Source organism: Noviherbaspirillum sp. UKPF54, from assembly GCF_007874125.1.
In the GTDB taxonomy this organism is placed as follows: domain Bacteria; phylum Pseudomonadota; class Gammaproteobacteria; order Burkholderiales; family Burkholderiaceae_D; genus Noviherbaspirillum.
Genome location: NZ_CP040128.1, coordinates 3,243,698 through 3,265,913 on the forward strand (window position 1 = coordinate 3,243,698; position 22,216 = coordinate 3,265,913).

Genomic DNA, 22,216 nt, shown 5'->3' on the forward strand with positions numbered 1-22,216 from the left:
GGAAACAACCGCGGCGGCCGGTTCATTTGTCCGCCGCGCTTATCCCGTCCACTGCCTGCGTTTCCCCACGCATCCCGCCATTTACTCCCGACAGTTGTCGGTTAAAATCACGCCTGACTATTTGATCGGCATTTGAGCCAGGACAGGCGCTGTCCCTGTCGGCCGATCCCGCGTATCCTTCGGAACCAGCATACATGACCACCCAACTCGACTCCGCCGCCGTCGCCGGCTACCTGTCTGACAATCCGCATTTTTTCGAAGAGCACAGCGAACTGCTGGCCATGGTGAAATTGGCCAGTCCCTTGGCGGGGCGCACCGTTTCCCTGCAGGAAAGGCAGATGGAAGTGTTGCGCGAGAAGGTCAAGATGATGGAGATGCGGTTGGCGGCACTCATGCGCATCGGGCAGGAAAACGACGCAATCATGGAGAAATTCCAGCTCTGGACCCGCTCGCTGCTATTGGCACGCAATGACGTCGACCTGCCGCATACGCTGATCAACGGCTTGCACACGATTTTCGACGTGCCGCAGGCCACCTTGCGCATCTGGGGTGTGGCCGACGTATTTTCCCATACCTGGTTTTCGGAAGAGGTGTCGGAAGACGCCCGCCTGTTCTGCAACGGATTGACCGCCCCGTACTGCGGCGCCAACCAGGAATTCGAAGCCGCGTCCTGGCTCGACGAAGCGGAATCGATCCAGTCGATCGCGATGCTGCCGCTGCGCACGGGCGCACAGCCGGAAGCGTTCGGCCTGCTGGTGCTGGGCTCGCCCGATCCGCATCGCTTCACGGCCGACATGGCGACCGATTTCCTGTCCAGAATCGGCGAGACGGCCAGCGCCGCGTTAAGCTGCCTGCTCGCCTAAGCCCGGATATATCGATGTGAGCGCCGATACCGATTCGCCCCGTATCGCCAGCTATCTCGACAGCCTGGAAAAGCACCGCAAGCTGTCACCGCATACCATCAGCAGTTACCGGCGTGACCTGGCCGAACTGGCCGGGCTCGCGGCTGACTTGCCGGGCCGCCCGGCGTTGGCCGCGCTGTCGCATTTCCATATCCGAAAATTTGCCGCGCAATTGCATGCGCACGGCCAGAACGCGCGCACGATCGCGCGCAAGCTGTCGGCCTGGCGCGGCTTTTTTATATGGCTGGTGGAGCAGGAAACACTGGCATCCAATCCGGTCGAAGGCGTCAGGGCACCCAGACGCAACAAGCCGCTCCCCAAGGCACTTTCCGCCGACGATGCCGTGCGCGTCGTCGCCCAGCCCAGCCCCGGGAAAGACGAACATGGAGCTAGCCAGCTGTGCAACCGCGCGATGTTCGAACTGCTGTACTCGAGCGGTCTGCGGGTGTCGGAACTTGCGGCCCTGGACGTGCGCTTTGCCAGGGAAGGCAGTTACGCCTCGGCCGGCTGGATCGACTTTGACGCCGGCGAAGTCAGCGTGACCGGCAAGGGCGGCAAGCGACGCACGGTGCCGGTCGGCGCGCCCGCGCTGGAAGCGCTGCGCGCCTGGCTGGCGGTGCGCGCCACGCTGGTGCGGCTCGATCCGCATCCGCTGTTCCTGAGCGAGCGCGGCACCCGCATGTCGCCGCGCGTGCTGCAGTTGCGGCTCAAGGCCCATGCCAAGGCACTCGGCATTCCGGCCAACGTGCATCCGCACGTGCTGCGGCATTCGTTCGCGTCGCATGTGCTGCAATCGTCGGGCGACCTGCGCGCGGTGCAGGAAATGCTGGGCCACGCGTCGATTGCGGCGACCCAGGTGTACACTTCGCTGAATTTCCAGCGGCTGGCGCAGGTCTACGACGCGGCCCATCCGCGCGCGAAAAAAATCAACACCGACAAGTAAGCGCCGTCCGCGGCGCATTCATCATCAAGACCATGCTCACCATCACACTCAAGCCCGGCAAGGAAAAAAGCCTGCTACGCCGCCATCCCTGGATCTTCCCGACCGCCATCGACCGCATCGACGGCAAACCGGAAGAAAAGAATAAACCGGGCACCACCGCCGTGGTGCAGTCGTCGTCCGGCCAATTCCTCGCGCGCGCCGCCTACAGTCCGCAGTCGCAGATCCGCGCGCGGGTCTGGAGCTTCAGCGAGAACGAGCCGGTCGACCATGCGTTGATCAAGCGCCGCGTGAAAAAAGCACTCGCGTACCGGCTCGCCACCATCAAGGATACCGACGCGATCCGCCTGATTTTCGGCGAGGCGGACGGTTTCCCCGGCCTGGTGGCCGACTGGTACGGCGGCGTGCAAGGCCATGTGGTATGCCAGTTCCAGTCCGCCGGCGTGGAAGCATGGAAGGCGCCGATCGTGCAGGCACTGATTGCCGAGACCGGGTGCCCCAACGTCTATGAAAGGTCGGATGCGTCGGTGCGCGAGCGCGAAGGATTGCCGCTGGTGACCGGAACGCTGGCCGGTGCCGAACCGCCGGATGAGACGCTGGTGACGGAAAACGGCGTGCGCTATGCGGTCGACATCAGGACCGGGCACAAGACCGGCTTTTATATCGACCAGCGCGACAACCGCCGGCTAGTGATGGAGCATGCCGCCGGGCGCGACGTGCTCAACTGCTTCTGCTACACGGGCGGCTTTTCGCTGGCGGCCTTGAAGGGCGGCGCCAGCAGCGTGGTGTCGATCGACTCATCCGGCGAAGCGCTGGCGATCGGGCAGCGCAACGTGGCGCTCAACGGTTTCGACGCTTCCCGCGCCGAATGGTGGGATGCAGACGTGTTCAAGACCCTGCGTACGTTGCGCGAGCAGGGAAAATCGTTCGATCTGATCGTGCTCGACCCGCCCAAGTTCGCCTCCTCCCCCGGCCAGGTGGAACGCGCTGCGCGCGCCTACAAGGACATCAATCTGCTGGGATTCCAGCTGTTGCGCCCGGGCGGACTGCTGTTTACCTACTCCTGCTCGGGCGCCATCAGCGCCGACCTGTTCCAGAAAATCGTCGCCGGCGCCGCCAACGACGCGAAGGTCGACGCCCATATCCTCCGGCGGCTGTCGGCCGGCGTCGACCATCCGATGACGACCAGCTTCCCGGAGGGCGAATATCTGAAAGGCTTGATGCTGCATAAGCCTTGACGATTGCATGGACGGCAATTTTTGCAGCACGATGGCAAGTCAGTCATAATCCCCGCTCCTGTTTTTCACAGCCTTGCTTCCATGAGCCTCAAAGCCAAACCGGCCACAGATGGGACCCGCCGCAAATTCGATGAGCCGCGCATGGCGGCGCTGGCGGAATCCCAATTGCGCAATGCATCGGTGCGCATTACCGCCGCGCGCGTCAAGGTGCTGGCGGCGCTCCTGGGCGCTCAACGCGCCTTTTCGCACCAGGATGTGCAGGATGCGTTCGCCGACATGGACCGGGTGACGCTGTACCGTGCGCTCGACTGCCTGACCGATGCCGGGCTGGCGCACAAGATCGCCGGCGACGACCGCGTTTTCCGCTACAGCGCCGGCGCCGAACACCACGCCGACCACGCGCCGCATCATCAGCATGGCCACTTCAAGTGCACCCGCTGCGCCAAGGTGTTTTGCCTGGACAGCATCGCGGAGGCGGGACTGCTGCAGAACGCCTTGCAGGAAACCCTCGGAAAAGGCTTCCAGAGCCACGATATCGAATTCACCATAAAAGGATGGTGCGCAGACTGCGCGCAATGACACCATGGCACTTGTTCCCGCAACCATACTGACCGGCTTTCTCGGCGCCGGCAAAACCACCCTCCTCAACCGCATCCTGCGCGAGCCGCACGGCTACAAGATTGCCGTGATCGAAAACGAGTTTGGCCAGGAAAACATCGACAATGAAATCCTGGTCCAAGACAGCAACGAACAGATCGTCGAGATGAACAACGGCTGCATCTGCTGTACCGTGCGCGGCGATTTGATCGTCGCGTTATCCACGCTGGCGCAAAAGCGCAATGCGGGCGAGCTGCAATTCGACCACATGGTGATCGAGACCACCGGGTTGGCCAACCCGGGGCCGGTGGCGCAGACCTTCTTCATGGACGACGAGGTCGCCGCCCACTTCCTGCTGGACGCGGTCGTCACCGTGGTCGACGCCAAGCACGGGATGCTCCAGCTCGACGAACACGAAGAAGCGCAGCGCCAGGCCGGATTCGCCGACAAGCTGCTGCTGTCGAAGACCGACCTGGTGGGCATGGACGAAGTCGATGCGCTCATCGCGCGCCTGAAACGCATCAATCCACGCGCGCCGGTCAACAAGGTCGACTTCGGGCAGGTGCCGATTTCCGACGTGCTCGATCTGCGCGGCTTCAACCTGAACGACAAGCTGGAAATCGATCCCGATTTCCTCGCCGCCGAAGAACATGTACATGAACATCATGATTGCGGCGAGCATTGCGACCACGACCATCATCACGCGCACCATTCGGATGACATCGCCGCCTTCGTGTTCAAAAGCGATCGGCCGTTCAATACCGCTCGACTGGATGAATTCCTGGGCGGCTTGGTGCAGGTATTCGGGCCGCGCATGCTGCGCTACAAGGGCGTGCTGTGGATGGAAGGCGCGGACCGTAAGGTGGTATTCCAGGGCGTGCACCAGATGATGGGCAGCGATATCGGCGCGAAATGGGGAGAGGGCGAAGCGCGCGGCAGCAAAATGGTCTTTATCGGCAAGAATCTACCGAAAGACACTTTTATTCGCGGCCTGGAACAATGTTTGGTATAAACTAATGTTTGATGTTGGTTCAAGCAGCGGAGGTGGTCGTTTGGCAATATGCGTGTAAAAACAAGTCGCACGCAACGCCCGGTGCAGCCTGAGCCTGCCCGGAGAAAGCGGTAAGCAAGTCGGGGGGCGCCGATGTCGGGCAGATGGCAGGTCGGGCGGTTCATGATAAGAAAAGGATAACGATGAACGCAACCGTTACAAGATCCGCTCCCAGGAACGCGGCCGCCAAAAAAGCCGCAGGCACGCCCAAAGCGAAATCGCCCGGCACAGCGGCCGGCAAATCATTATTGAAAACAGCAGCGAGCAAGTCTACGAAAACAGCCAAGAGCGCGCTCGCCCCGACCAGAAAATCCGGCGCCACGACACCGAAAACTGTTGCCAAACCAGCCAAAACCACGGTAAAAAGCAATGCTCAGGCAGATGCCAAGGCGGCAGTGACTCCCCCCGCGCAAGCGACACCTGTCAAGGCGGCAGCCGCAAAGAAGGCAGTACCCGCTGCAGCGCGCGCGGCCGGTGCGAAAGAAACAGCACCCGTCGCTAGCAAAACAGCACCAGTTTTGAAGCGTGGCACACGTGCCCCAGCTGAAAAAACGAGTTCCAAGGAGGCATCCGGCAGCTCCATGAGCGGTAACAATGCAGGTGCCGGATTAACAGATACAATGGAAACAACCGTAGTTTCGAAAGTAAGCGAAGTGGCTACCAAAACAACTAAACCTACTCCCGCCGCCCCTGCCGGCGGCGCCCTGCTGACCGAAGAGCAGATTCTCAAGATGAGCGACGACGACTACATGAATGAGGCGCAGCTGGCCTTCTTCAAAGCGCGTCTGCAGCAGCTCGAACTAGACCTGCTGAAAAACGCCGACGAGACCACCGAACATCTGCGTGAAACCGTGCTGGTGCCGGATCCGGCCGACCGTGCGACGATCGAGGAAGAGCACGCACTGGAGTTGCGCACGCGCGACCGTGAGCGCAAGCTGCTTAAGAAGGTGCAGCAGGCGATTGCCAGCATCGATGCCGGCGAATACGGCTGGTGCGAAGAGACTGGCGAACCGATCGGCATCCCCCGCCTGCTGGCCCGTCCGACCGCCACCTTGTCGCTGGAAGCGCAACAACGCCGCGAACTCAAGCAAAAGCTGTACGGCGATTGAGCCCAACCGGACTAGCTCCGGCCCGGACTTTACCAAGCGTACCTTGCCTATCGTGCATCGTACGCTTGTTTGCTTTTACGACTCCCTCATTTCACCGCCATCCCATCATCCTGCCGATAAACACCAGCAAAGCGAGGAAAATGATGCGCCGTAGACGGAGCAGGAATGCCATTATCGTTCAGGCAAGGTTCCTGACAACGTTGTCAATCCGTGTCCAGATGTTTGACAAACCCGGTCTTAGCCGTTGTAATGGTAGCCCGGAGTAAATTAATAAAACCTGCATTTTTTAATTTCGCTGGCAGCAAGCGAAAAACAAAAACACTCTAGACAGGGACGACGTGGGGATTTTTTCGCTTTTCGGCAAGAAGGATGGCCGGCAGGATAACCCTGCCGACAAGGCCAGTTCGCGCTCGAATCGCAGCACGCCGTCGCCCGTACAGCGATCCGAACGCAAGACCGACAGCACAAACAGCGGCCGCTTGCCCGCGCCGAGGCGCGACGCCCAGGCAGCCCTCGCCACCGTGCTGAAAATCGATGCGATCGAATCCGAAATGTCGTCCGAATTCAAGGCGACCACGATTCAGCCCATCGGCTCGCCAGCCACATCGAAGGCATCTGCTCCCCTAGCCCCGCCTACGGCCCGTGCCAAGCCTGCGCCACCAAACGCAGCCGCCCGCGCGGAACCGAAAAAGAATCCCGTTTCAGATCCGGCAGCCCAAGCGCAGCCGAACGCACCAGAAATGGGAGCGGCCACCGATTTCCTGCTCAACGGATCGAGCACCATCGGAACCATTGGTGTGGCCACGTCGGAAGTAGCCGCAGTCGTCGAAGAAGCGGCCATCATGTATGCCAACGGCCAGATCGATGTGGTCGAGGAGTTGCTCAAGAACGCTATCGCCGAAGACTTGCTCGACGATGCGACTGCCGCTATCTGGCTGATGCTGTTCGACCTGTATCAGGTGACCGGAAACCAGCAGCAGTTCGACAACCTGTCGTTGGCCTATGCTAGCAAGTTCGAAACCTCTCCGCCTGCCTGGGTTGGAAGTACGCAGCAGGATACGCCCCAGGCACCAGCTGCGCAACCCGGCACGTCCCCCACGGTGCCGTTCTCCGGCAAGCTCGATGGCAGTAGCGTCAAGACGGTCGAACGCATACAGAAACTGGCTGAAACGCATCGTGCGTTGCGCCTGGAGTTTGCTCGGGTAAGCGAGGTGGATGCCCTCGGGTGCGGCCTGCTGCTGAACCTGCTGAAGAAACTGCAGAAGTCCGGCCATGACCTGATCCTGGTCGGCGCGGCGGAATTGGCGGAGAAGATCCGCGCGTCGATCGCGGTCGGACGGCGCGACGATATGGAAGATTCCTGGCTGCTGCTGCTCGAAATTCTGCAGTTGCTCAACCGCGAAAAAGATTTCGAGGAAACCAGCATCGATTACTGCATTACATTCGAGGTTTCGCCCCCGGCCTTCGTCGCCCCCAAGACCAAGGTCACCACGGCAGCGACCGAAGCGGCTGCCAGCGACACTGCCGGTGACAACTTCATGATGCCGGCCGTAGTCGAAGGCCGCATCGACAATTTGATCCTCGCCATCGTCGCCCATTCCGACGAACACAATCCTGCCATCATCGACTGCTCCGCGCTCAAGCGTGTCGACTTCAATGCCGCCGGACGGCTGCTGACGGGACTTGCGCCTTTCTGCGGCAACGGCAAGACGCTCGAATTCCATCAAGTAAACCACCTGGTGGCGGCGCTATTCAACGTGATCGGCCTGAACGACATCGCGCGCATCCTGCCGCGCAAGAATTAAGCCGCCCGCTCCTTTCTGGCGATTTCCCCGCCCTCGCCTACACTACTTGTAATTTGCTTTTCTGCCCTCATTTGCTGGTGATACATTCACTTCAGAGGCAAGCATGGAACAGTTTCACGGCACGACCATTCTGTCCGTACGCCGCGGCAACGTTGTCGCGCTCGGTGGCGACGGGCAGGTAACGCTGGGCAATATCGTGATGAAGGGAAGCGCACGCAAGGTGCGCAAGCTTTATCAGGGCAAGGTTCTGGCGGGTTTTGCCGGCGGCACGGCCGATGCGTTCACGCTGATCGAGCGCTTCGAGGCCAAGCTGGAAAAACACCAGGGCAACCTGATGCGCGCGTCGGTGGAACTGGCCAAGGACTGGCGCACCGACCGCATGCTGCGCCGGCTGGAAGCGATGCTGCTGGTGGCGGACCGCGAATCGACGCTGATCATCACCGGCAACGGCGATGTGCTCGAACCTGAGGACGGCATAGGTGCCATCGGCTCCGGCGGCGCCTATGCGCAATCGGCCGCCAAGGCACTGCAGGAAAATACCGAGCTGTCGCCGCTGGACATTGTCAAGAAGTCGCTCACCATCGCCGGCGAGCTGTGCATCTACACCAACCTGTCGCACACGATCGAGACGCTCGAATAACGCGGCGCCCCATAACGTTTTCCACGGATTGCGAACAACATCATGAACATGACTCCCCAAGAGATCGTCTCCGAACTCGACAAGCACGTGGTCGGCCAGGGCAAGGCCAAGCGCGCGGTCGCCATCGCCTTGCGCAATCGCTGGCGCCGGCAGCAGGTGGAAGAGCCGCTGCGCCACGAGATCACGCCGAAGAACATCCTGATGATCGGCCCGACCGGCGTGGGCAAGACCGAAATCGCGCGCCGCCTGGCGAAGCTGGCCGACGCGCCCTTCATCAAGATCGAAGCGACCAAGTTCACCGAAGTCGGCTATGTCGGTCGCGACGTCGACACCATCATCCGCGACCTGATCGACATCGGCATCAAGCAGACGCGCGAAACCGAGATGCGCAAGGTGCGCACGCGCGCCGAGGATGCGGCGGAAGACCGCGTGATCGACATCCTGGTGCCACCGCCGCGCGACTTCGGCTTTTCGGCGGCCCCGAGCACGCCGGATACCGATGCCCAGGGAAGCACGGCGCGCCAGACCTTCCGCAAGCGCCTGCGCGAGGGCGCGCTGGACGACCGCGAGATCGAGATCGAAGTGGCCGAAACCGGTCCGCACATGGAAATCATGGCACCGCCCGGCATGGAGGAAATGACGGAGCAGATCAAGTCGATGTTCTCCGGCCTGGGCGCGTCGCGCAAGAAAAAGCGCAAGCTCAAGATCAAGGACGCGATGAAACTCCTGGTCGAGGAAGAAGCGGCCAAGCTGATCAACGAAGACGAGCTGAAGCAAAAGGCCATCGCCAACGTCGAGCAGAACGGCATCGTGTTCCTGGACGAGATCGACAAGATCGCCAGCCGCTCCGAAGTCGGCGGCGCGGACGTGTCGCGCGCGGGTGTGCAGCGCGACCTGCTGCCGCTGGTCGAAGGCACCACCGTCAACACCAAGTACGGCATGATCCGTACCGATCACATCCTGTTCATCGCTTCCGGCGCCTTTCATCTGGCCAAGCCGTCCGATTTGATCCCGGAACTGCAAGGGCGCTTCCCGATCCGGGTCGAACTGGAATCGCTGTCGATCGCCGACTTCGAGCGCATCCTGACGGCCACCGACGCCTGCCTGACCAAGCAGTACGAAGCGCTGCTCGGCACGGAAAGCGTGCGCATCGAGTTCACCGACAGCGGCATCAAGCGACTGGCGGAAATCGCGTTCTCGGTCAATGAAAAGACCGAGAACATCGGCGCGCGGCGCTTGTACACCGTGATGGAAAAGCTGCTCGAAGAAATTTCCTTCTCGGCCAGCGAAGTGTCCGGCAAGACCGTCGCCATCGACGCTGCCTATGTCGACGACAAGCTCGGCGCGCTCGCCGTCAACGAGGATCTGTCGCGCTACGTCCTGTAATCATCCATCGTGCCGGCGCGGACCAAGCCCGCGCCGGCCCACTTTCCCACCATGTCATGGCCAACAAGGCACTCGCCACGCGGCAAAAGCTGATGATCCGGGCGGAACCTTCGCAAAAGGCACTGAAGGCTCGCAATCCGAATGCGCCGGATGCCAGGCAGCGATTCGCGCAATCGCAGCAGCAAGCCACCGCAAAAGGGAAATCCTTGCAGCAGAAGCTGTTGAACAGACTACCCGATATCAGCAAAGACGATTAAGGCGCATAGCCCCGACACGGGGCCGTGCTCGCACCGCTTCCTAATCGGATGCTGCCTGGCTGAAATGGCTCTAACGGCTTTGAAGCGCCGGAGGGGGCAGCATTTCGCCCGATGAGCCAGTGGCCGGCGCTGGTGCCGGCTGCGTTACGGGCGGCATGCCAGCTGGAGCGGCTGTTGTTGGCGCCGGAGCGGGAACGACTGCCGGCGCGGGCGTCGCAGGAGACGTAGCCGTTTGTGCGGCCGGTGACGGGACGACCACGCGCGCCGGAACGGCGGGCGCTGTCTGGCTTAGCGGTTGCGTCTGCCCCTGCTGCAGCGCCTGGGGCGCCGGCGGTGGCAATAACGGCGAGCGCACCCCCGGTGTCTGGCCGGACGCTGCGGCAGGAGCGGGAGCCGGCGTCGCGGCTGGCGCTTGCGTCGTTTGTGGCGTTGGCGGATTGCGAGCCGGCGACGGCGCGATTCCTGCTCCTTCTTGCACACCGGTGGTCGGTGCCGCCGAAGCGATATTCACCTGCATCTTCGCATTTTCCGGCAGGTCCACGCGCTTGACCGCGCCGGCGTCCGACAACAACACATACTCGCGGTGCACTTCCTTGACGGTCACACCCGGCACCACTTCCGTACCGACGCCGACCGCTTGCGCAGGCTTGCCGTCGGCGCTCAGGATCGCAACGCTGTCGTTTTCAGTGCCGGAAAGGATCACGCCTTTCAATTGATAGTTGCTCGCGGCGGCAACCTTGCCCGGCCGCCCGCCGAACAGGGCCGCGGCTTCATCCGGGGAGATGTCCGCCCGCGCGACGCGTGGCGGGGCGGCCACCGGCCGCGTCGGCGGCTTGAACAGCTGCAAGCCCCAGTACGCAATCGATGCGCACAGTGCGATGAACAGCAAGAAACTGACGATCAGCGGCACGCGCTTCATTTACTCCCTCTCATGATGGGTTCCTGCCCTTTCCCTCGCGGACAAGCCGGCGCGGGTACAAGCATCTGATTGTTCTTATGCCGAAAAACCCGCACTCTCCTTAACGCACCAGCTGGTTGATCTCGATAATCGGCATCAATACCGCCAGCACGATCAGCAGCACCACGACGCCCATCACCAGGATCAGGGCGGGCTCCAGCAAGCCCGCGATAGTCATCGCGCGCCGCTCCAGGTCCTGCTCCTGCGCATTGGATGCGCGCTCCAGCATGGCCGGCAACTCGCCGGTCACCTCGCCGGCGCGGATCATGTGAATCAGCATCGGCGGGAAATGCTTATGCGCGGACAAAGCGCGCGCCAGGCCAACCCCTTCGCGCACGCTGGTGGTCGCATCCTCGACCTGCTCGCGCATGGCAACGTTCGACAGCGTGTCGCGGCTGGTTTGCAGCGCGCGCAGGATCGGCACGCCGGAACCGGTGGTAATCGCCAGCGTGCTGGCGAAACGTGCGGTATTGAGGCTGCGCTCGAACTTGCCGTACAGCGGCGCCTCAAGCAGCCATTTATGCCAGCGGTACTTGATATCCGGATTCTTGAGCGCAGTGCGCCATGCGAAAAACGCGCCGACCGCAATAATGGCGACGATCCAGCCATAGTTGCGCACGAAGTCTGAAATCGCCAGCATGATCACCGTCAGCAGCGGCAGCTTTTGCTTGGTGTTGGCAAACACCGACACGATCTGCGGCACGACGTAGGCGAGCAGGAAGATCACGATGGCAAATGCGACCACGGTGACGATGGCCGGGTAGGTGAACGCCAGGCGCACCTTCTGCACCAGCGAATTGCGCCGTTCGATATAGTCGGCCAGGCGCGACAGCACGCGCGCGAGCTGTCCGATCTGCTCGCCGGAGGCGACCAGCGCGCGATAGATGTCGGCAAAGTCGCGCGGGTGGCGCGACAGCGCATCCGACAGCGACGAGCCGCCCATCAGTTCGGAGCGAATCGAGGCGACCAGGTCGCGCACGTATGGCCGCTCGGCCTGCTCCAGCAGCGCAGTAAACGCCTGTTCGAGCGGCAGGCTCGATTCCAGCAGGCTCGCCAGCTGGCGGGTAAACAGGGCCAGCTCGGTGGTCGACAGGCGGTCGCCGAACGCGCTGCGCCGGGTCTGCCCCATCTCGTCGACCTGAGCGGTGATGGCGTCGACCGCCAGCGGCACCAGTCCTTGCGAGCGCAGGTCGGAGCGCGCGGCCTTGGCGCTGTCGGCATTGACCACGCCCTTCTTGGTTACGCCCGCCGCATCGACGGCTTCATAGCGGAATGCCGGCATCGCTTACTCTTTCGTTACCCGCAACAATTCCTCCGGCGTCGTCACGCCGGCTTCCAGCCAGCGCTCGCCATCCTCGCGCATGGTGCGCATGCCGTTGCGCTGCGCGGTGGCTCGGATGTCGGCTTCGGAGGCGCGGTCGTGGATCTGCGCACGGATCTGCTCGGTGGTCAGCAGCAGCTCATAGACGCCGACGCGGCCGTGATAACCGGTGTGCCCGCATTTGTCGCAGCCGACCGCATGCCACTCATGGCCATCCTGCCGCTTGCAGTGCGGGCACAGTTTGCGCACCAGGCGTTGCGCCACCACCCCCAGGAGCGACGACGACAAGAGGAACGGCTCGATGCCCATGTCGAGCAGGCGCGTCACGGCAGCGGCGGAATCGTTGGTGTGCAGCGTGGCCAGTACCAGGTGGCCGGTGAGTGATGCCTGCACCGCGATCTGCGCGGTTTCGAGGTCGCGGATCTCGCCGATCATGATCACGTCCGGGTCCTGGCGCAGGATGGCGCGCAACGCCTTGGCGAAGGTCATGTCGATGCGCGCATTGACCTGGGTCTGGCCGATGCCCGGCAACTCGTATTCGATCGGGTCTTCCACCGTCAAAATATTCGTGGTGGGCGAATTCAGGCGCGACAGCGCCGCATACAATGAGGTGGTCTTGCCGGAACCGGTCGGGCCGGTGACCAGCACGATGCCGTGCGGCTGGGCAATCAGGTTGTCGAACTGCTTCTGCACGTCGGCGCTCATGCCGAGATGGCTCAGGTCGAGCCGGCCGCCCTCCTTGTCCAGCAAACGCAGCACGGCGCGTTCGCCATGGCCGGTGGGCAGCGTCGACACGCGCACGTCGACCGGCTTGCCGCCCACGCGCAGCGTGATGCGGCCGTCCTGCGGCAAGCGCTTTTCGGCGATATCGAGCTGCGCCATGATCTTGATGCGCGAGATCAGCGAGGCGTGAATCGCCTTCTTCGGCCGCACGATGTCGCGCAGCGCGCCGTCGATGCGAAAACGCACCACCGAGACCTGCTCGAACGGCTCGATGTGGATATCGGAGGCTTCCTCGCGCAGCGCCTGCGTCAGAAGCGCATTGATCATGCGGATCACCGGCGCATCGTCAGCCGACTCCAGCAAGTCTTCAATGGCCGGCATGTCGAGCATCAGCTTGGCCAGGTCGAGGTCGGATTCGACATCCTCGACCACCTGCGCGGCATCGCCGGCGGAATTGGCGTAGGCCTTGGCAATCGCCGCTTCCAGATCGGCATGCGGCAGCGATTTCAGCTTGACACGTCCGTAGCGGCGGCTGACTTCGGTGATTGCGGACGGCGCGGTGGCTTCCGACACCCAGACTTCGACCGCATTGCCCACGGCCTCGCTGCGCCGCGCCAGCAAGGCGTGGTCGCGCGCGAAGGCGTAGGGAAGAAGTCTGGCGTCGGTCAGTACGGTACTCATTTACTGTATTCTCTGATTCGGTTCGGGTGATGTGCCCGGAGCCTGGCTCGGCGGCACGGTCACGGGCGGAATACGTTGGACACCGCCCTGGACGCTGCCGTTCACATCGCGCGGCGCATTCATCATCGGCCCGCCTTGCGGCATGCCATTCTGCAAAGGAAGCAGCGCCGGAGCGCTCACATCAGGCAATCCGATCACCGATTCGGGCTGCGCCCCCGCCTGGATGCCGCGGATGAAATCGTAACGGTCGGCAGTGACGTTCATGCTTTGCTCGTTGGTGCGGATGACTGTCGGGCGCAAGAACACCATCAGGTTGGTCTTGGCGCGATTGCGCTTGCGGTACTTGAAGAGATTGCCGAGCACCGGCACATCGCCGAGCACCGGCACCTTTTCGTTGCTGTACTGCGCATTGTCGTCGATCAGGCCGCCCAGCACGATGAGCTGGCCGTCGTCGACCAGCACGTTGGTCTCGATCGAGCGCTTACTGGTGATCAAGCCGGCGGCGTTGGTGGAGTCGGTGATCGCCGAGGTTTCCTGGTAAATCGCCATCTTGACGCTGCCGCCTTCGGAAACCTGCGGGCGCACCCTCAGCACGACACCGATGTCGCGGCGCTCGATGGTCTGGAATGGATTGGTCGCGCTCCCGCTGGTCGTGGTGAACTGCCCTGTGATAAACGGCACGTTCTGGCCGACGAGGATACGGGCTTCTTCGTTGTCCAGCGTGATCAGGTTCGGCATCGAGAGGATGTTGGTGTCGGTATTAGCAGCGAGCGCGTGCGCCAGCAGGCCCAGCCCAAGCTGGCCGTTGTTCTGCTTGAACACGCCGATGTTCAAGCCGTTGCTCGGCGCGCCGGCAATGGATGCCGCCGAGGTGGACGTGCCCGCACTCAGTCTTGCGACCAGCTGCGAAATCAGGTTGTCGCCGCCGGTGGAAAAACCGGTGATGGTGCCGACACGGTAGCTGCTGTTCGAATCGCCGGTGGCGCCGGCCCATTGCACACCGAGCTGGGCGGCCACGGAATCGGTCACTTCGACGATCAGCGATTCGATGTAGACCTGCGCGCGCCGCGCATCGAGCTGGTCGATGACCGCGCGCAAATTGCGGTAGACCGCTTCGTTGGCGGTGATGATCAGCGAATTGGTGGCGGGATCGGCCTGGATGAAGCCCCCCGCCCCTCCTGTGGGCAATGCCGCCGGCGTCGTAGACTGCTGCAATTGTCCGCCGCCGGTGCCCAGGCCCTGCTGCTGGCCCTGCGACGCCAGCCCAGTCTGCTGTTGCTGCGGCTGTTGCTGCTGTGCCTGCGGGGTCGATGCCTGCGCCGACGTCTCCGACGCCACCACGGCACGCAGCGTCTGGGCCAACCGGATCGCGTCCGCATTGCGCAGGTAGACCACATGAACATTGCCCGGCAGGGATGTCTGCTGATCGAGCTTGGCGATCAGCGATTTCGCCAGGTTGGCGCGCGCTGCCGAAGGCGCGCGAATGATGACCGAGTTGGTGCGGCTGTCGGCCAGCACGGACACACGTCCGGCTTCCGCGCCGGGCGCGCCGCCGGCTGCGCCCTGGTCGAGCAGGCGGTTGGCGAGCGCGGCGATGTCGGTCGCCACCGCGTGACGGATCGGCACCACGTCCAGGTCGCCGGCGGCCGGCGTATCGAGCGCGGCAATGATCCTGCCGAGGCGCTTCAAGTTGTCGGCGTAATCGGTGATGACGACCGAGTTGTTGCCCGGATTGGCGTTGATCGTATTGTTCGGCGAAATCAGCGGGCGCAGCACGGGAACGAGGTTGTTGGCCGATTCGTAATTGAGGCGGAAGATCTGGGTGGCGATCTGGTCGCCGCGCACGCTGGCCTGGCTCACCGGGCTTGCCTGCAGCTTGGCATCGGCTTCCGGCACTACCTTGGTGACGCCGTCGCTCCTGACGACCGCGAAGCCCTGCAGGCGCAGTGCCGACGTCAGCAGCTCCATTGCCTGCGCCTTGGTGACCGGCTTTTCCGATACCAGGTTGATCGTGCCCTTGACGCGCGGATCGATGATGAAGGTGGTCCTGGTGTAATGGCCGATGGCCTTGATCACCGATTCGATATCGGCGCCGACGAAATTGAGCGTCGCCTGGTTGGATGCGGGGTCTTGCGCGATGGCCGGCGGCATGCCGGTCATCAGGCACAGGATCAGAGCGGCCGCCCCGACGCGACGCCAGCTCCCCCGCCCGCCGGAGCGGATGTGGCTTTTCAATGTTAATGTTTCTGCTGAATGATTATTTTTCATTTGAACTCTAGCGCGATAACATACTTGTCGCCTTCTCGTCGGCGTTGTCCCAGCAAATTCAACAGATTTGCCAGCCGTTCTTCCTGCCCCTCTTCCGCTTCCGCCTTTCCGGAAAACTGCAATCGTCCATTGGTCACCGTGCCATGACCGCTTAATAACATCGGACCTTTGATCGTCTTCAATGTTAGTTGCGCCTGCGCACCATGCCAGTCCATTATCATTTGGTAAGCGCCCAGTGGTTTGATCGGTGACAGACGCGACGCAATGTCGTCCATTTGCAAGGTCGTCGTCCCGTTCACATTTACGGCATTACCTTGTCGCATCAACTGCAGCGGCGTCCACGACAACCGCATCTCTCCAGACGGCCGTATCGTATTCAGCGGCGCACCCAATCCCGCCAATCTTTCCGCCGGCAAATAAACCGAGTCTGCACTGGCCAGCCATTGGTGCCATGTTCCCGTTATCTTCAGCGGCTGTGCCAGCGCCGCTCTGTTTTCCAGGTCCAGGTCGACCTGTCCCAGCAATACCATCGGCGACAAGCGCCACGAAAAGCGCCCCGGCAACAGTGGCGTGACCGGATCATTGCCACTCGGCGCGCCGCCGATGAAGGCGGAGCCGCGCCACAGCGTGCCTTGGGGATCGCCCAGGGTCAGGCGTCCGCCGGTCTGCTTCTCCAGCAAGACCGCCATCCAGGCTGCCGGGCAAAAGGCGATGAAAGTCAGTGCCACAGTGACTATTCCCGCCAGTAACCATATCACGAGGCGTCGCACCGGATCTGCCTTACTGGGTCGACTCGCTGCGCTGCTGCCGCAAGGTCAAGGTCGCGTTCACGGTGTCGGCTTTGGCCTGCGCATCCACGTTGGCATCGACTACGGACAGGCGCGCGCTCTTCTGCATTTCGGTCAGCCAGTCGACGATGCCGGAAAATGACGCACCGTTCAGCTGCACCTTGGTCAGTTCGCCCGTCACGATCACGCTTTGCGGTTTCAGGCCGCGGTTGTTGAGCGCGCTTTCGATGCTTTCCCTGGTGACTGCTGCAGCGGGCGCGGAGCCCTTGCCGGCGAGCGCACCGGCTTCTTTCGACAGTGCCTGCACCTCGGCGGCCTGCTCGCGCAGGGCCGGCAATTTTTTTTCCATGTCCTTGCGGCCGCTGAGCGCAGGATCGATCAGCAGCGCATAAAACAGGCCAAGAACGATCACCGCGAAGGCGGCCGCCAGCAGGCTGCGCTCGCGCGGGTTGCGTTCTTGCCAGAACGTTGCGAACTTTACGTTCAGTGCATTCAGGGTCGGATTCATCGGGCGCTCCGGATCTGCCACACGCCGGTGTCCGGCTGAGAAATCGATAAATTGCGCGCGGCCAGCGCATTGCGCACCGGCTCGACGGGTACCGAGCTGCCCGGCTTGAGCTTCACCGTCAGGCTGCGGTCGTGGTACTCGAGCGCAGCAATCGGCGAAGCGCCCGGCGCGACGCCGCGCATCACATCGCCGACGGCGGCCGCCAGCGCAAGGAAGTCGTCCGGTGCGATTTGGCCGGATTCACGTTGCGCGGTCGTCATCTTTTGCCGCATTTGCGCTAGCGGATCGACGATGACCTGATCTTTCGGGAACGTGCTTCGATAGGTCTGGATCATGCCCGCGCGCAGCGCCTCCGCTTCCCGCTTCAGGCGCAGCCATTCGATATTCAAGCCAAGGGCGTTAATCGCCAGTAATGCCGCCGCCAGCGCCAGTGGCCAGCGCCAGGGACGCCAGTTGAATTGCGGTCCCGCCGCACCTGCCAGCCCGCTCATCAGGTCCAGCGACACATCGGCCGCCCCGCCGATCCACTGCGTCCAGCTGTCGGGAGCGAGCTTGATACGCTCTTCCTGCGCGGGAACGAGGTGCAGCGAATCCTGGTAGTCGCGCAGGCGCGACTGCGGCACGTACAGCGTCAGCACCGCCTGCGGCACAAGTGCCGTCAGCGACTGGATCACGTCGAAGGCGGCCGACTCCGGCTGGTCGGCCATGATCGCCAAGCCGATCCCATCCTGCTCGGCTAGGCGCGCCGCGACTTCGATATCCTCGCCCTGCTCCGTCACGGCGGCGCTCACACCGTCGCCCGCGAAGGGCAGGCATAATTGCGACGGCAGGGCCGACACGCGGCGCGCGCCGAGCGCATGCAGGGTCCTGGCCAGCAATTCCAACCAGCTGCGCTGCACCACGCCGACCGTGCGCAAGTCGTGCAGCGTGTCGCCGGCCACCACCACGCACTCGGCCGGATCGCTCATCAGGTCATCTTCCACCAGATTGGGCAGCGCGGCCCTGAGCTTGGCGGGCGGCAGCGGCGGCACTTTCACGCGCAACAGCGTCACGTCGCTGGCGGCAAGCAACAGCACCACCTGCTGCGCTTTTCCAACCGGCTCAGCCAGTTCCGACAGAGCGGCCACGCCTTCGCGTTCGACCGCGCCGCCATTGGAGGCAAACGCGTATTGGCAGTACAGGGGCATGCCCGGTCCCAGGCTGTCTGCGGCGGCCTTCGATGGTAGGCGGATGTATAGTGTGCTCAAGGGCGTCTCGTTCTTTCTTGTTCTTCGCTCACTGCTAGCTCTCGCGGATCCAGATTATCTGGGTCGTCGGCAAGGCGCCGGAACCGCTGCGCTCGATCAGCGACTGCATCTGCATTCCCGCCCGGTTGAGGCGTACATTCCCGTTCACCAGAAAATAATTGGTGCTCACCGTGAGCTGCTGCTTGTCCGCAGCATCGATGGTCTTGCCTTGCAAGCGCTGCTCGAAATCCGGCACATCCTTGAACCACGCCGATTCTCTTGCAGCAACAAGCGCCGTTGCTTCGGAAAGTGACAGTGTACCAATTCTAGCTGCCAATACCTCCGCGGGTGCGGTATTCACATTGATCTTGGTCGATTGCGGGAGTACCACGATAAAGTCCTTGATCGCGGCAAGCGCCTCCGGGGTGAAGTCGGGAACCGCGAGCAGGTCATCGACTTGCAGAATATCGAGCGGCTTTTTCGACGAAGAACTGGAAACGGGTGCCGCCGGCGTTGCCGGGTTCGTGCCGGTTGCTGCAACCGGCGCCGCAGCCGCCTGGGCCGTGGCCATCATGTCGGCCGCTGCCTGCGCCAGCGACGGATTCTGGCGCGTCAGCGACAGCAGGCGCGCGAAGGCGGCCACTTCGGCGGGATTGGCCTTGCCCTGCTGCGCGAGATTGGTGAGGTTGAAGCGCGACTGCGCATCGACGATTCCGCCGGACAGCGATGCATCCCCCGCCTCTCCGCTCGCTTCCTTGTTTTCCACGTACTCGTCGAGCCGCGTCTCGGCCAGCGGCACCGCCCACGGCTCGCCGAGATGGTCCACGCGCGAATGCCGCGCATCCTCGCGCAGGATCAGGCGGCTCCAGTCCAGCGCACCGCGCAGGATCCACTGCTTCTGCAATTGCAGGCGCTGGTTTTCGATGGCGCGCACCTGCACCTGCTGCTGCCAGAACAGGCTGGCGACGATGGTGATGGCCAGCGTCGTAAGCAGCAACGCGGTGATGACCGCAACGCCTTGTTGACGGGGATGCCGGCGCGCTTTCATACCGCACCCAGCAGGAAAATCTTTGTCATGCCGGTTTCATGCCCGTTCAGTTGCAGGACGACCTGCAAGCCGACCGGCATGGCGACATTGCCCTGGGGCGTGGCTGCGGGCGGCGTGTTGCTGACGCCGGAACCGGAACTATTGCGGAATAACGAATCGATGCTCATCTGCCCGACATCGGACTGCAGCAGGATGCCCGGCGCGGCATTCGTTTCGTCGATCGCCGCCTGCCACATCGAATCCAGTTCCGTCAGATCGCGTGTGGCCGGCGACTCGTACCGGCTCAGCTTGCCGTCGCGCAGGCGATAGACGACGACCTGCACGCGCGAAGGCTGGTTTTCCGCGAATACCGTGCGCACCATCGTGACGCGCTGGGGCCCGGTCAGCAACGTGGCGTGCCCCGCGATATTCGACGGCTGGACGATATGCGCGCAATCGCTTTGCATCTGCGCGAATGCGAGCTGGATGCCCCGCGTCTGCTCCAGGTCCTGGGTCAGCGCCACCCGGGCGCGCACGATGGTGTCGAGCCCGCGCCAGCCGAGCACGGCGACGATCGCCATGACGGTAATGGCGACCAACAGTTCGACCAGCGTGAAGCCCCGGTTTTGACGGCTAGCCATTGGACACCACCTGCGACAGCTTGATGATGCGGCGCTCCGGATTGCGCTCGTCGAACACGCTGACTTCGACGCGCCGGAAAAACGGGTTCGGGGTGGCGATCACTTCTTCTTCGCACACCAGCTTTAATTCGTCCTGCGGGCAGGCGAAAGAACGCTTGCCGAAGGCCGGGAATTCGCGCGCCAGACGGATTTGCGCCAGGCGGTTCTCGGCCGACCAGGTCGCCATCATCGATGCGCGCAGCGCACTGCTGTTTTGCGTCAGGCTGCCGACGGCGCGCAGGCTCGCGCCCAGCGCGGTGCCGACAACGACCAGCGCGACCAGTACTTCGAGCAGGGTAAAGCCGGCGGCGCGGCACGGTGAACGGTATGGTCGCATGTCACTCCACCGTGAAGTGCCCGATACCGTCAGCGCGGATCGCCACGCTCGCGCCCTCGGTTGACATGGTCAGCATGAACGGCTTGTCGACCGGCTCGCGCCCGAACACGACGCGCAGCGGGTTGGCCGTTGCGGCGGCGGCAGGCGAAATGGAAAGCGCAATCGGCGCGCGCTTGAATTCCCTTTCCCGCAGCAGGTCGTCCTGCGGCAGCGGCGACCAGGTGCTGTCGTCGAGGATCAGGAAACGGTAGCGCTCCGGCCCGGCTTCGAAGGCGACCGGGCGATTGCGCACGATCGCCTCGTCGCGCGCCAGCTGCATGAGCAGGGCGATGCGTTGCGCGTCGTCCTGTAACGCGCGCTGCTGGTTCGGAAGGGCGGTCAGGGTCACGACGCCGAGCATGATGCCGGCGATGACCAGCACGACCAGCAGCTCAAGCAGGGTGAAGCCGCGCGCCCGCGTGCGGTGCGCAGCGCGATGACAAGGATGGTACAAGGAGGCGCTTACAGTTCCCACGACCCGATATCGGCATCGACCCCGGTGCCGCCCGGCTGGCCGTCGGCACCGTACGAAAACACGTCGACCTCGCCCTTGACGCCCGGCGACAGGTATTGATAGGCGTTGCCCCACGGGTCCTTGGGCAGCTTGTCGATATAACCGCCGCTCTTCCAGCCATTGGCTGCCGGCCCCGTGGTCGGCTTGGCGATCAGCGCCTGCAAGCCCTGTTCCGTAGTCGGATAGCGCTGGTTATCGAGCTTGTACAGCTTGAGCGCCTGCATCAAAGTGGCAATGTCTTGCTTGGCGGCGGTAATGCGCGCATCGTCGGTACGCCCCATCAACTTGGGAACGACCAGCGCGGCCAGAATCCCCATAATGACGACGACCACCATGATTTCAATCAGCGTGAAACCGCGGCTGATATGGCGCGAAAATGCGTTGCGGGAACGAAAAACCAGGTTATTGCGCATAAAAATTATTTCTTTTGAAAGAATAAAGAAAACACCAGTATAAATCGCAATGCATGTCAGGAATGCATTTGTATTATCAGAAACATTACTTCCGGAAAAACCATTCGCGATACGGCGATTTGGGAGGGATTTTGTCATTCATGACATGAAATGACAAAAAGCGTCAGGATAAAAGACAAAAGCAGTTCGGTTTTCCTGTCAGACCAGCAAGATGTGCTGGACAATGCCCTGCCGGAGGCGGGCAAGTTGCTTGCGATACGGAATATCTATGACTATGGGCAGCGCAAATAGTTTGCCTTTCGTGATCGGCGATCACGTTATTTATCGCGTTGCGAAACGCTACCCTTCGAGGCCGGGCGCCCACTTGCGTCGTCGCATTTTCCTGTGACGCATGGAACAAACAAACCGTTGATGCAGTCTCGATAACACCGTTGCCGCCAATGCCGCTCGTGAAGGAGACCGCTCATGTTGCACCATGCCACTTCCGGCGAACTGATCGACGTTCGCCCGCTCGCAGAAAAATTGCGTCAGTCGATGTCCACCGCACTACTCAGGACGGACGATCTGGAAGTGATGCGCCTCGTTTTACCGGCGGATAAGTCAGTGCCGGAACATCATGTCGCGGGAGAAATCACGTTGCTCTGCCTAGAAGGAACGGTCGAACTGCAGGCGCATGACAAGACGCAAGTGCTGCAGGCGGGCCGGATGATTTATCTTGCCGGCAACGTACCTTACGCGTTGCGCGCTCTCGAGGATGCGTCAGTGCTGATGACGATGCTGCGCAAACCGGAATAATCGAAGCGCTCAC

At 62.5% G+C, this 22,216-nt stretch carries 24 protein-coding genes; 12 read left to right on the top strand and 12 right to left on the bottom strand.

The window, feature by feature from the left end:
• Positions 1–194 precede the first annotated feature (194 nt).
• The 10 genes from FAY22_RS14905 to FAY22_RS14950 all read left to right on the top strand — a co-directional run bounded on the left by FAY22_RS14905 (position 195) and on the right by FAY22_RS14950 (position 9,925).
• Complete coding sequence (locus tag FAY22_RS14905) at positions 195–863, top strand: DUF484 family protein (RefSeq protein WP_146330938.1); 669 nt, start codon at positions 195–197, stop codon at positions 861–863.
• 16 nt (positions 864–879) lie between these two features.
• Positions 880–1,845: a tyrosine recombinase XerC gene (locus tag FAY22_RS14910; RefSeq protein ID WP_146330939.1), complete on the top strand. Its 966-nt coding sequence runs from the start codon at positions 880–882 to the stop codon at positions 1,843–1,845.
• A 32-nt stretch (positions 1,846–1,877) separates the two neighbouring features.
• Entirely contained in the window at positions 1,878–3,080 is a 1,203-nt protein-coding gene (locus FAY22_RS14915) for a class I SAM-dependent rRNA methyltransferase (protein ID WP_146330940.1), read from the top strand.
• A gap of 81 nt (positions 3,081–3,161) precedes the next feature.
• Entirely contained in the window at positions 3,162–3,659 is a 498-nt protein-coding gene (locus FAY22_RS14920; RefSeq protein ID WP_146330941.1) for a Fur family transcriptional regulator, read from the top strand.
• Positions 3,660–3,663: 4 nt separating this feature from the next.
• Positions 3,664–4,689 carry a GTP-binding protein gene (locus FAY22_RS14925; protein ID WP_146330942.1) on the top strand — a complete coding sequence of 342 codons (1,026 nt, stop codon included), beginning with the start codon at positions 3,664–3,666 and terminating at the stop codon, positions 4,687–4,689.
• A 743-nt stretch (positions 4,690–5,432) separates the two neighbouring features.
• Positions 5,433–5,837: an RNA polymerase-binding protein DksA gene (gene dksA, locus FAY22_RS22680; RefSeq protein WP_146333466.1), complete on the top strand. Its 405-nt coding sequence runs from the start codon at positions 5,433–5,435 to the stop codon at positions 5,835–5,837.
• Positions 5,838–6,175: 338 nt separating this feature from the next.
• A complete protein-coding gene (locus FAY22_RS14935; protein WP_146330943.1) occupies positions 6,176–7,642 on the top strand; it encodes an STAS domain-containing protein in 1,467 nt (488 codons plus the stop codon).
• A gap of 103 nt (positions 7,643–7,745) precedes the next feature.
• Positions 7,746–8,282 (top strand): ATP-dependent protease subunit HslV, encoded by a 537-nt coding sequence (gene hslV, locus FAY22_RS14940; protein WP_146330944.1) that lies wholly within the window; start codon positions 7,746–7,748, stop codon positions 8,280–8,282.
• 42 nt (positions 8,283–8,324) lie between these two features.
• Positions 8,325–9,668 (top strand): ATP-dependent protease ATPase subunit HslU, encoded by a 1,344-nt coding sequence (gene hslU, locus FAY22_RS14945; protein ID WP_146330945.1) that lies wholly within the window; start codon positions 8,325–8,327, stop codon positions 9,666–9,668.
• Between the two features lie 56 nt (positions 9,669–9,724).
• Positions 9,725–9,925 carry a hypothetical protein gene (locus FAY22_RS14950; protein ID WP_146330946.1) on the top strand — a complete coding sequence of 67 codons (201 nt, stop codon included), beginning with the start codon at positions 9,725–9,727 and terminating at the stop codon, positions 9,923–9,925.
• Between the two features lie 70 nt (positions 9,926–9,995).
• On the opposite strand, the gene FAY22_RS14955 is transcribed toward FAY22_RS14950, so the two are convergent.
• The 12 genes from FAY22_RS14955 to gspG all read right to left on the bottom strand — a co-directional run bounded on the left by FAY22_RS14955 (position 9,996) and on the right by gspG (position 21,408).
• Entirely contained in the window at positions 9,996–10,844 is an 849-nt protein-coding gene (locus FAY22_RS14955) for a type II secretion system protein N (protein WP_146330947.1), read from the bottom strand.
• A gap of 100 nt (positions 10,845–10,944) precedes the next feature.
• The gene (gene gspF, locus FAY22_RS14960) at positions 10,945–12,165 is read right to left on the bottom strand and encodes a type II secretion system inner membrane protein GspF (RefSeq protein WP_146330948.1); all 1,221 of its coding nucleotides are present in this window, start codon (positions 12,163–12,165) and stop codon (positions 10,945–10,947) included.
• A gap of 3 nt (positions 12,166–12,168) precedes the next feature.
• Positions 12,169–13,608, bottom strand: coding sequence for a type II secretion system ATPase GspE (gene gspE, locus FAY22_RS14965; protein WP_146330949.1), 1,440 nt, complete (start codon positions 13,606–13,608; stop codon positions 12,169–12,171).
• Positions 13,609–15,843, bottom strand: a complete 2,235-nt coding sequence (gene gspD / locus FAY22_RS14970; protein WP_371417300.1) for a type II secretion system secretin GspD — start codon at positions 15,841–15,843, stop codon at positions 13,609–13,611.
• Positions 15,844–15,872: 29 nt separating this feature from the next.
• Positions 15,873–16,646, bottom strand: a complete 774-nt coding sequence (locus tag FAY22_RS14975) for a type II secretion system protein N (protein ID WP_146330950.1) — start codon at positions 16,644–16,646, stop codon at positions 15,873–15,875.
• Between the two features lie 10 nt (positions 16,647–16,656).
• On the bottom strand, positions 16,657–17,172 hold the full coding sequence (gspM, locus tag FAY22_RS14980; protein ID WP_146330951.1) for a type II secretion system protein GspM: 516 nt from the start codon (positions 17,170–17,172) through the stop codon (positions 16,657–16,659).
• Entirely contained in the window at positions 17,169–18,419 is a 1,251-nt protein-coding gene (gspL, locus tag FAY22_RS14985; RefSeq protein WP_146330952.1) for a type II secretion system protein GspL, read from the bottom strand. The genes gspM and gspL overlap by 4 nt, the downstream gene beginning before the upstream one ends.
• 34 nt (positions 18,420–18,453) lie before the next feature.
• Positions 18,454–19,446, bottom strand: coding sequence for a type II secretion system minor pseudopilin GspK (gene gspK, locus FAY22_RS14990; RefSeq protein ID WP_146330953.1), 993 nt, complete (start codon positions 19,444–19,446; stop codon positions 18,454–18,456).
• Positions 19,443–20,066 (bottom strand): type II secretion system protein J, encoded by a 624-nt coding sequence (locus FAY22_RS14995; RefSeq protein ID WP_146330954.1) that lies wholly within the window; start codon positions 20,064–20,066, stop codon positions 19,443–19,445. Before FAY22_RS14995 ends, gspK begins: the two co-directional genes overlap by 4 nt.
• Positions 20,059–20,442 (bottom strand): type II secretion system minor pseudopilin GspI, encoded by a 384-nt coding sequence (gene gspI / locus FAY22_RS15000; protein WP_146330955.1) that lies wholly within the window; start codon positions 20,440–20,442, stop codon positions 20,059–20,061. The genes FAY22_RS14995 and gspI overlap by 8 nt, the downstream gene beginning before the upstream one ends.
• 1 nt (position 20,443) lies before the next feature.
• Positions 20,444–20,935, bottom strand: a complete 492-nt coding sequence (locus FAY22_RS15005) for a GspH/FimT family pseudopilin (protein WP_146330956.1) — start codon at positions 20,933–20,935, stop codon at positions 20,444–20,446.
• A gap of 8 nt (positions 20,936–20,943) precedes the next feature.
• Complete coding sequence (gene gspG / locus FAY22_RS15010) at positions 20,944–21,408, bottom strand: type II secretion system major pseudopilin GspG (RefSeq protein WP_146330957.1); 465 nt, start codon at positions 21,406–21,408, stop codon at positions 20,944–20,946.
• Positions 21,409–21,558: 150 nt separating this feature from the next.
• Here gspG and FAY22_RS22015 point away from each other — a divergent pair, with 150 nt between their 5' ends.
• Both FAY22_RS22015 and FAY22_RS15015 read left to right on the top strand, forming a co-directional pair.
• Positions 21,559–21,699, top strand: coding sequence for a hypothetical protein (locus FAY22_RS22015; protein ID WP_168204847.1), 141 nt, complete (start codon positions 21,559–21,561; stop codon positions 21,697–21,699).
• Between the two features lie 174 nt (positions 21,700–21,873).
• Positions 21,874–22,203, top strand: a complete 330-nt coding sequence (locus FAY22_RS15015; protein WP_146330958.1) for a cupin domain-containing protein — start codon at positions 21,874–21,876, stop codon at positions 22,201–22,203.
• The last annotated feature ends 13 nt before the right edge of the window (positions 22,204–22,216 follow it).

Excerpts from the sequence above, each read along its gene's own strand:
- FAY22_RS14905 (WP_146330938.1), top strand. The coding sequence starts at position 195 with ATGACCACCCAACTCGACTCCGCCGCCGTCGCCGGCTACCTGTCTGAC.
- gspG (WP_146330957.1), bottom strand. The coding sequence starts at position 21,408 with ATGCGCAATAACCTGGTTTTTCGTTCCCGCAACGCATTTTCGCGCCAT.
- gspM (WP_146330951.1), bottom strand. The coding sequence starts at position 17,172 with ATGAATCCGACCCTGAATGCACTGAACGTAAAGTTCGCAACGTTCTGG.
- FAY22_RS14995 (WP_146330954.1), bottom strand. The coding sequence starts at position 20,066 with ATGGCTAGCCGTCAAAACCGGGGCTTCACGCTGGTCGAACTGTTGGTC.
- FAY22_RS14950 (WP_146330946.1), top strand. The coding sequence starts at position 9,725 with ATGGCCAACAAGGCACTCGCCACGCGGCAAAAGCTGATGATCCGGGCG.
- FAY22_RS22015 (WP_168204847.1), top strand. The coding sequence starts at position 21,559 with ATGACAAAAAGCGTCAGGATAAAAGACAAAAGCAGTTCGGTTTTCCTG.
- hslV (WP_146330944.1), top strand. The coding sequence starts at position 7,746 with ATGGAACAGTTTCACGGCACGACCATTCTGTCCGTACGCCGCGGCAAC.
- gspI (WP_146330955.1), bottom strand. The coding sequence starts at position 20,442 with ATGCGACCATACCGTTCACCGTGCCGCGCCGCCGGCTTTACCCTGCTC.
- hslU (WP_146330945.1), top strand. The coding sequence starts at position 8,325 with ATGAACATGACTCCCCAAGAGATCGTCTCCGAACTCGACAAGCACGTG.
- gspF (WP_146330948.1), bottom strand. The coding sequence starts at position 12,165 with ATGCCGGCATTCCGCTATGAAGCCGTCGATGCGGCGGGCGTAACCAAG.
- FAY22_RS14955 (WP_146330947.1), bottom strand. The coding sequence starts at position 10,844 with ATGAAGCGCGTGCCGCTGATCGTCAGTTTCTTGCTGTTCATCGCACTG.
- FAY22_RS14925 (WP_146330942.1), top strand. The coding sequence starts at position 3,664 with ATGGCACTTGTTCCCGCAACCATACTGACCGGCTTTCTCGGCGCCGGC.
- gspK (WP_146330953.1), bottom strand. The coding sequence starts at position 19,446 with ATGAAAGCGCGCCGGCATCCCCGTCAACAAGGCGTTGCGGTCATCACC.
- gspE (WP_146330949.1), bottom strand. The coding sequence starts at position 13,608 with ATGAGTACCGTACTGACCGACGCCAGACTTCTTCCCTACGCCTTCGCG.
- FAY22_RS15015 (WP_146330958.1), top strand. The coding sequence starts at position 21,874 with ATGTTGCACCATGCCACTTCCGGCGAACTGATCGACGTTCGCCCGCTC.
- FAY22_RS14920 (WP_146330941.1), top strand. The coding sequence starts at position 3,162 with ATGAGCCTCAAAGCCAAACCGGCCACAGATGGGACCCGCCGCAAATTC.
- FAY22_RS14915 (WP_146330940.1), top strand. The coding sequence starts at position 1,878 with ATGCTCACCATCACACTCAAGCCCGGCAAGGAAAAAAGCCTGCTACGC.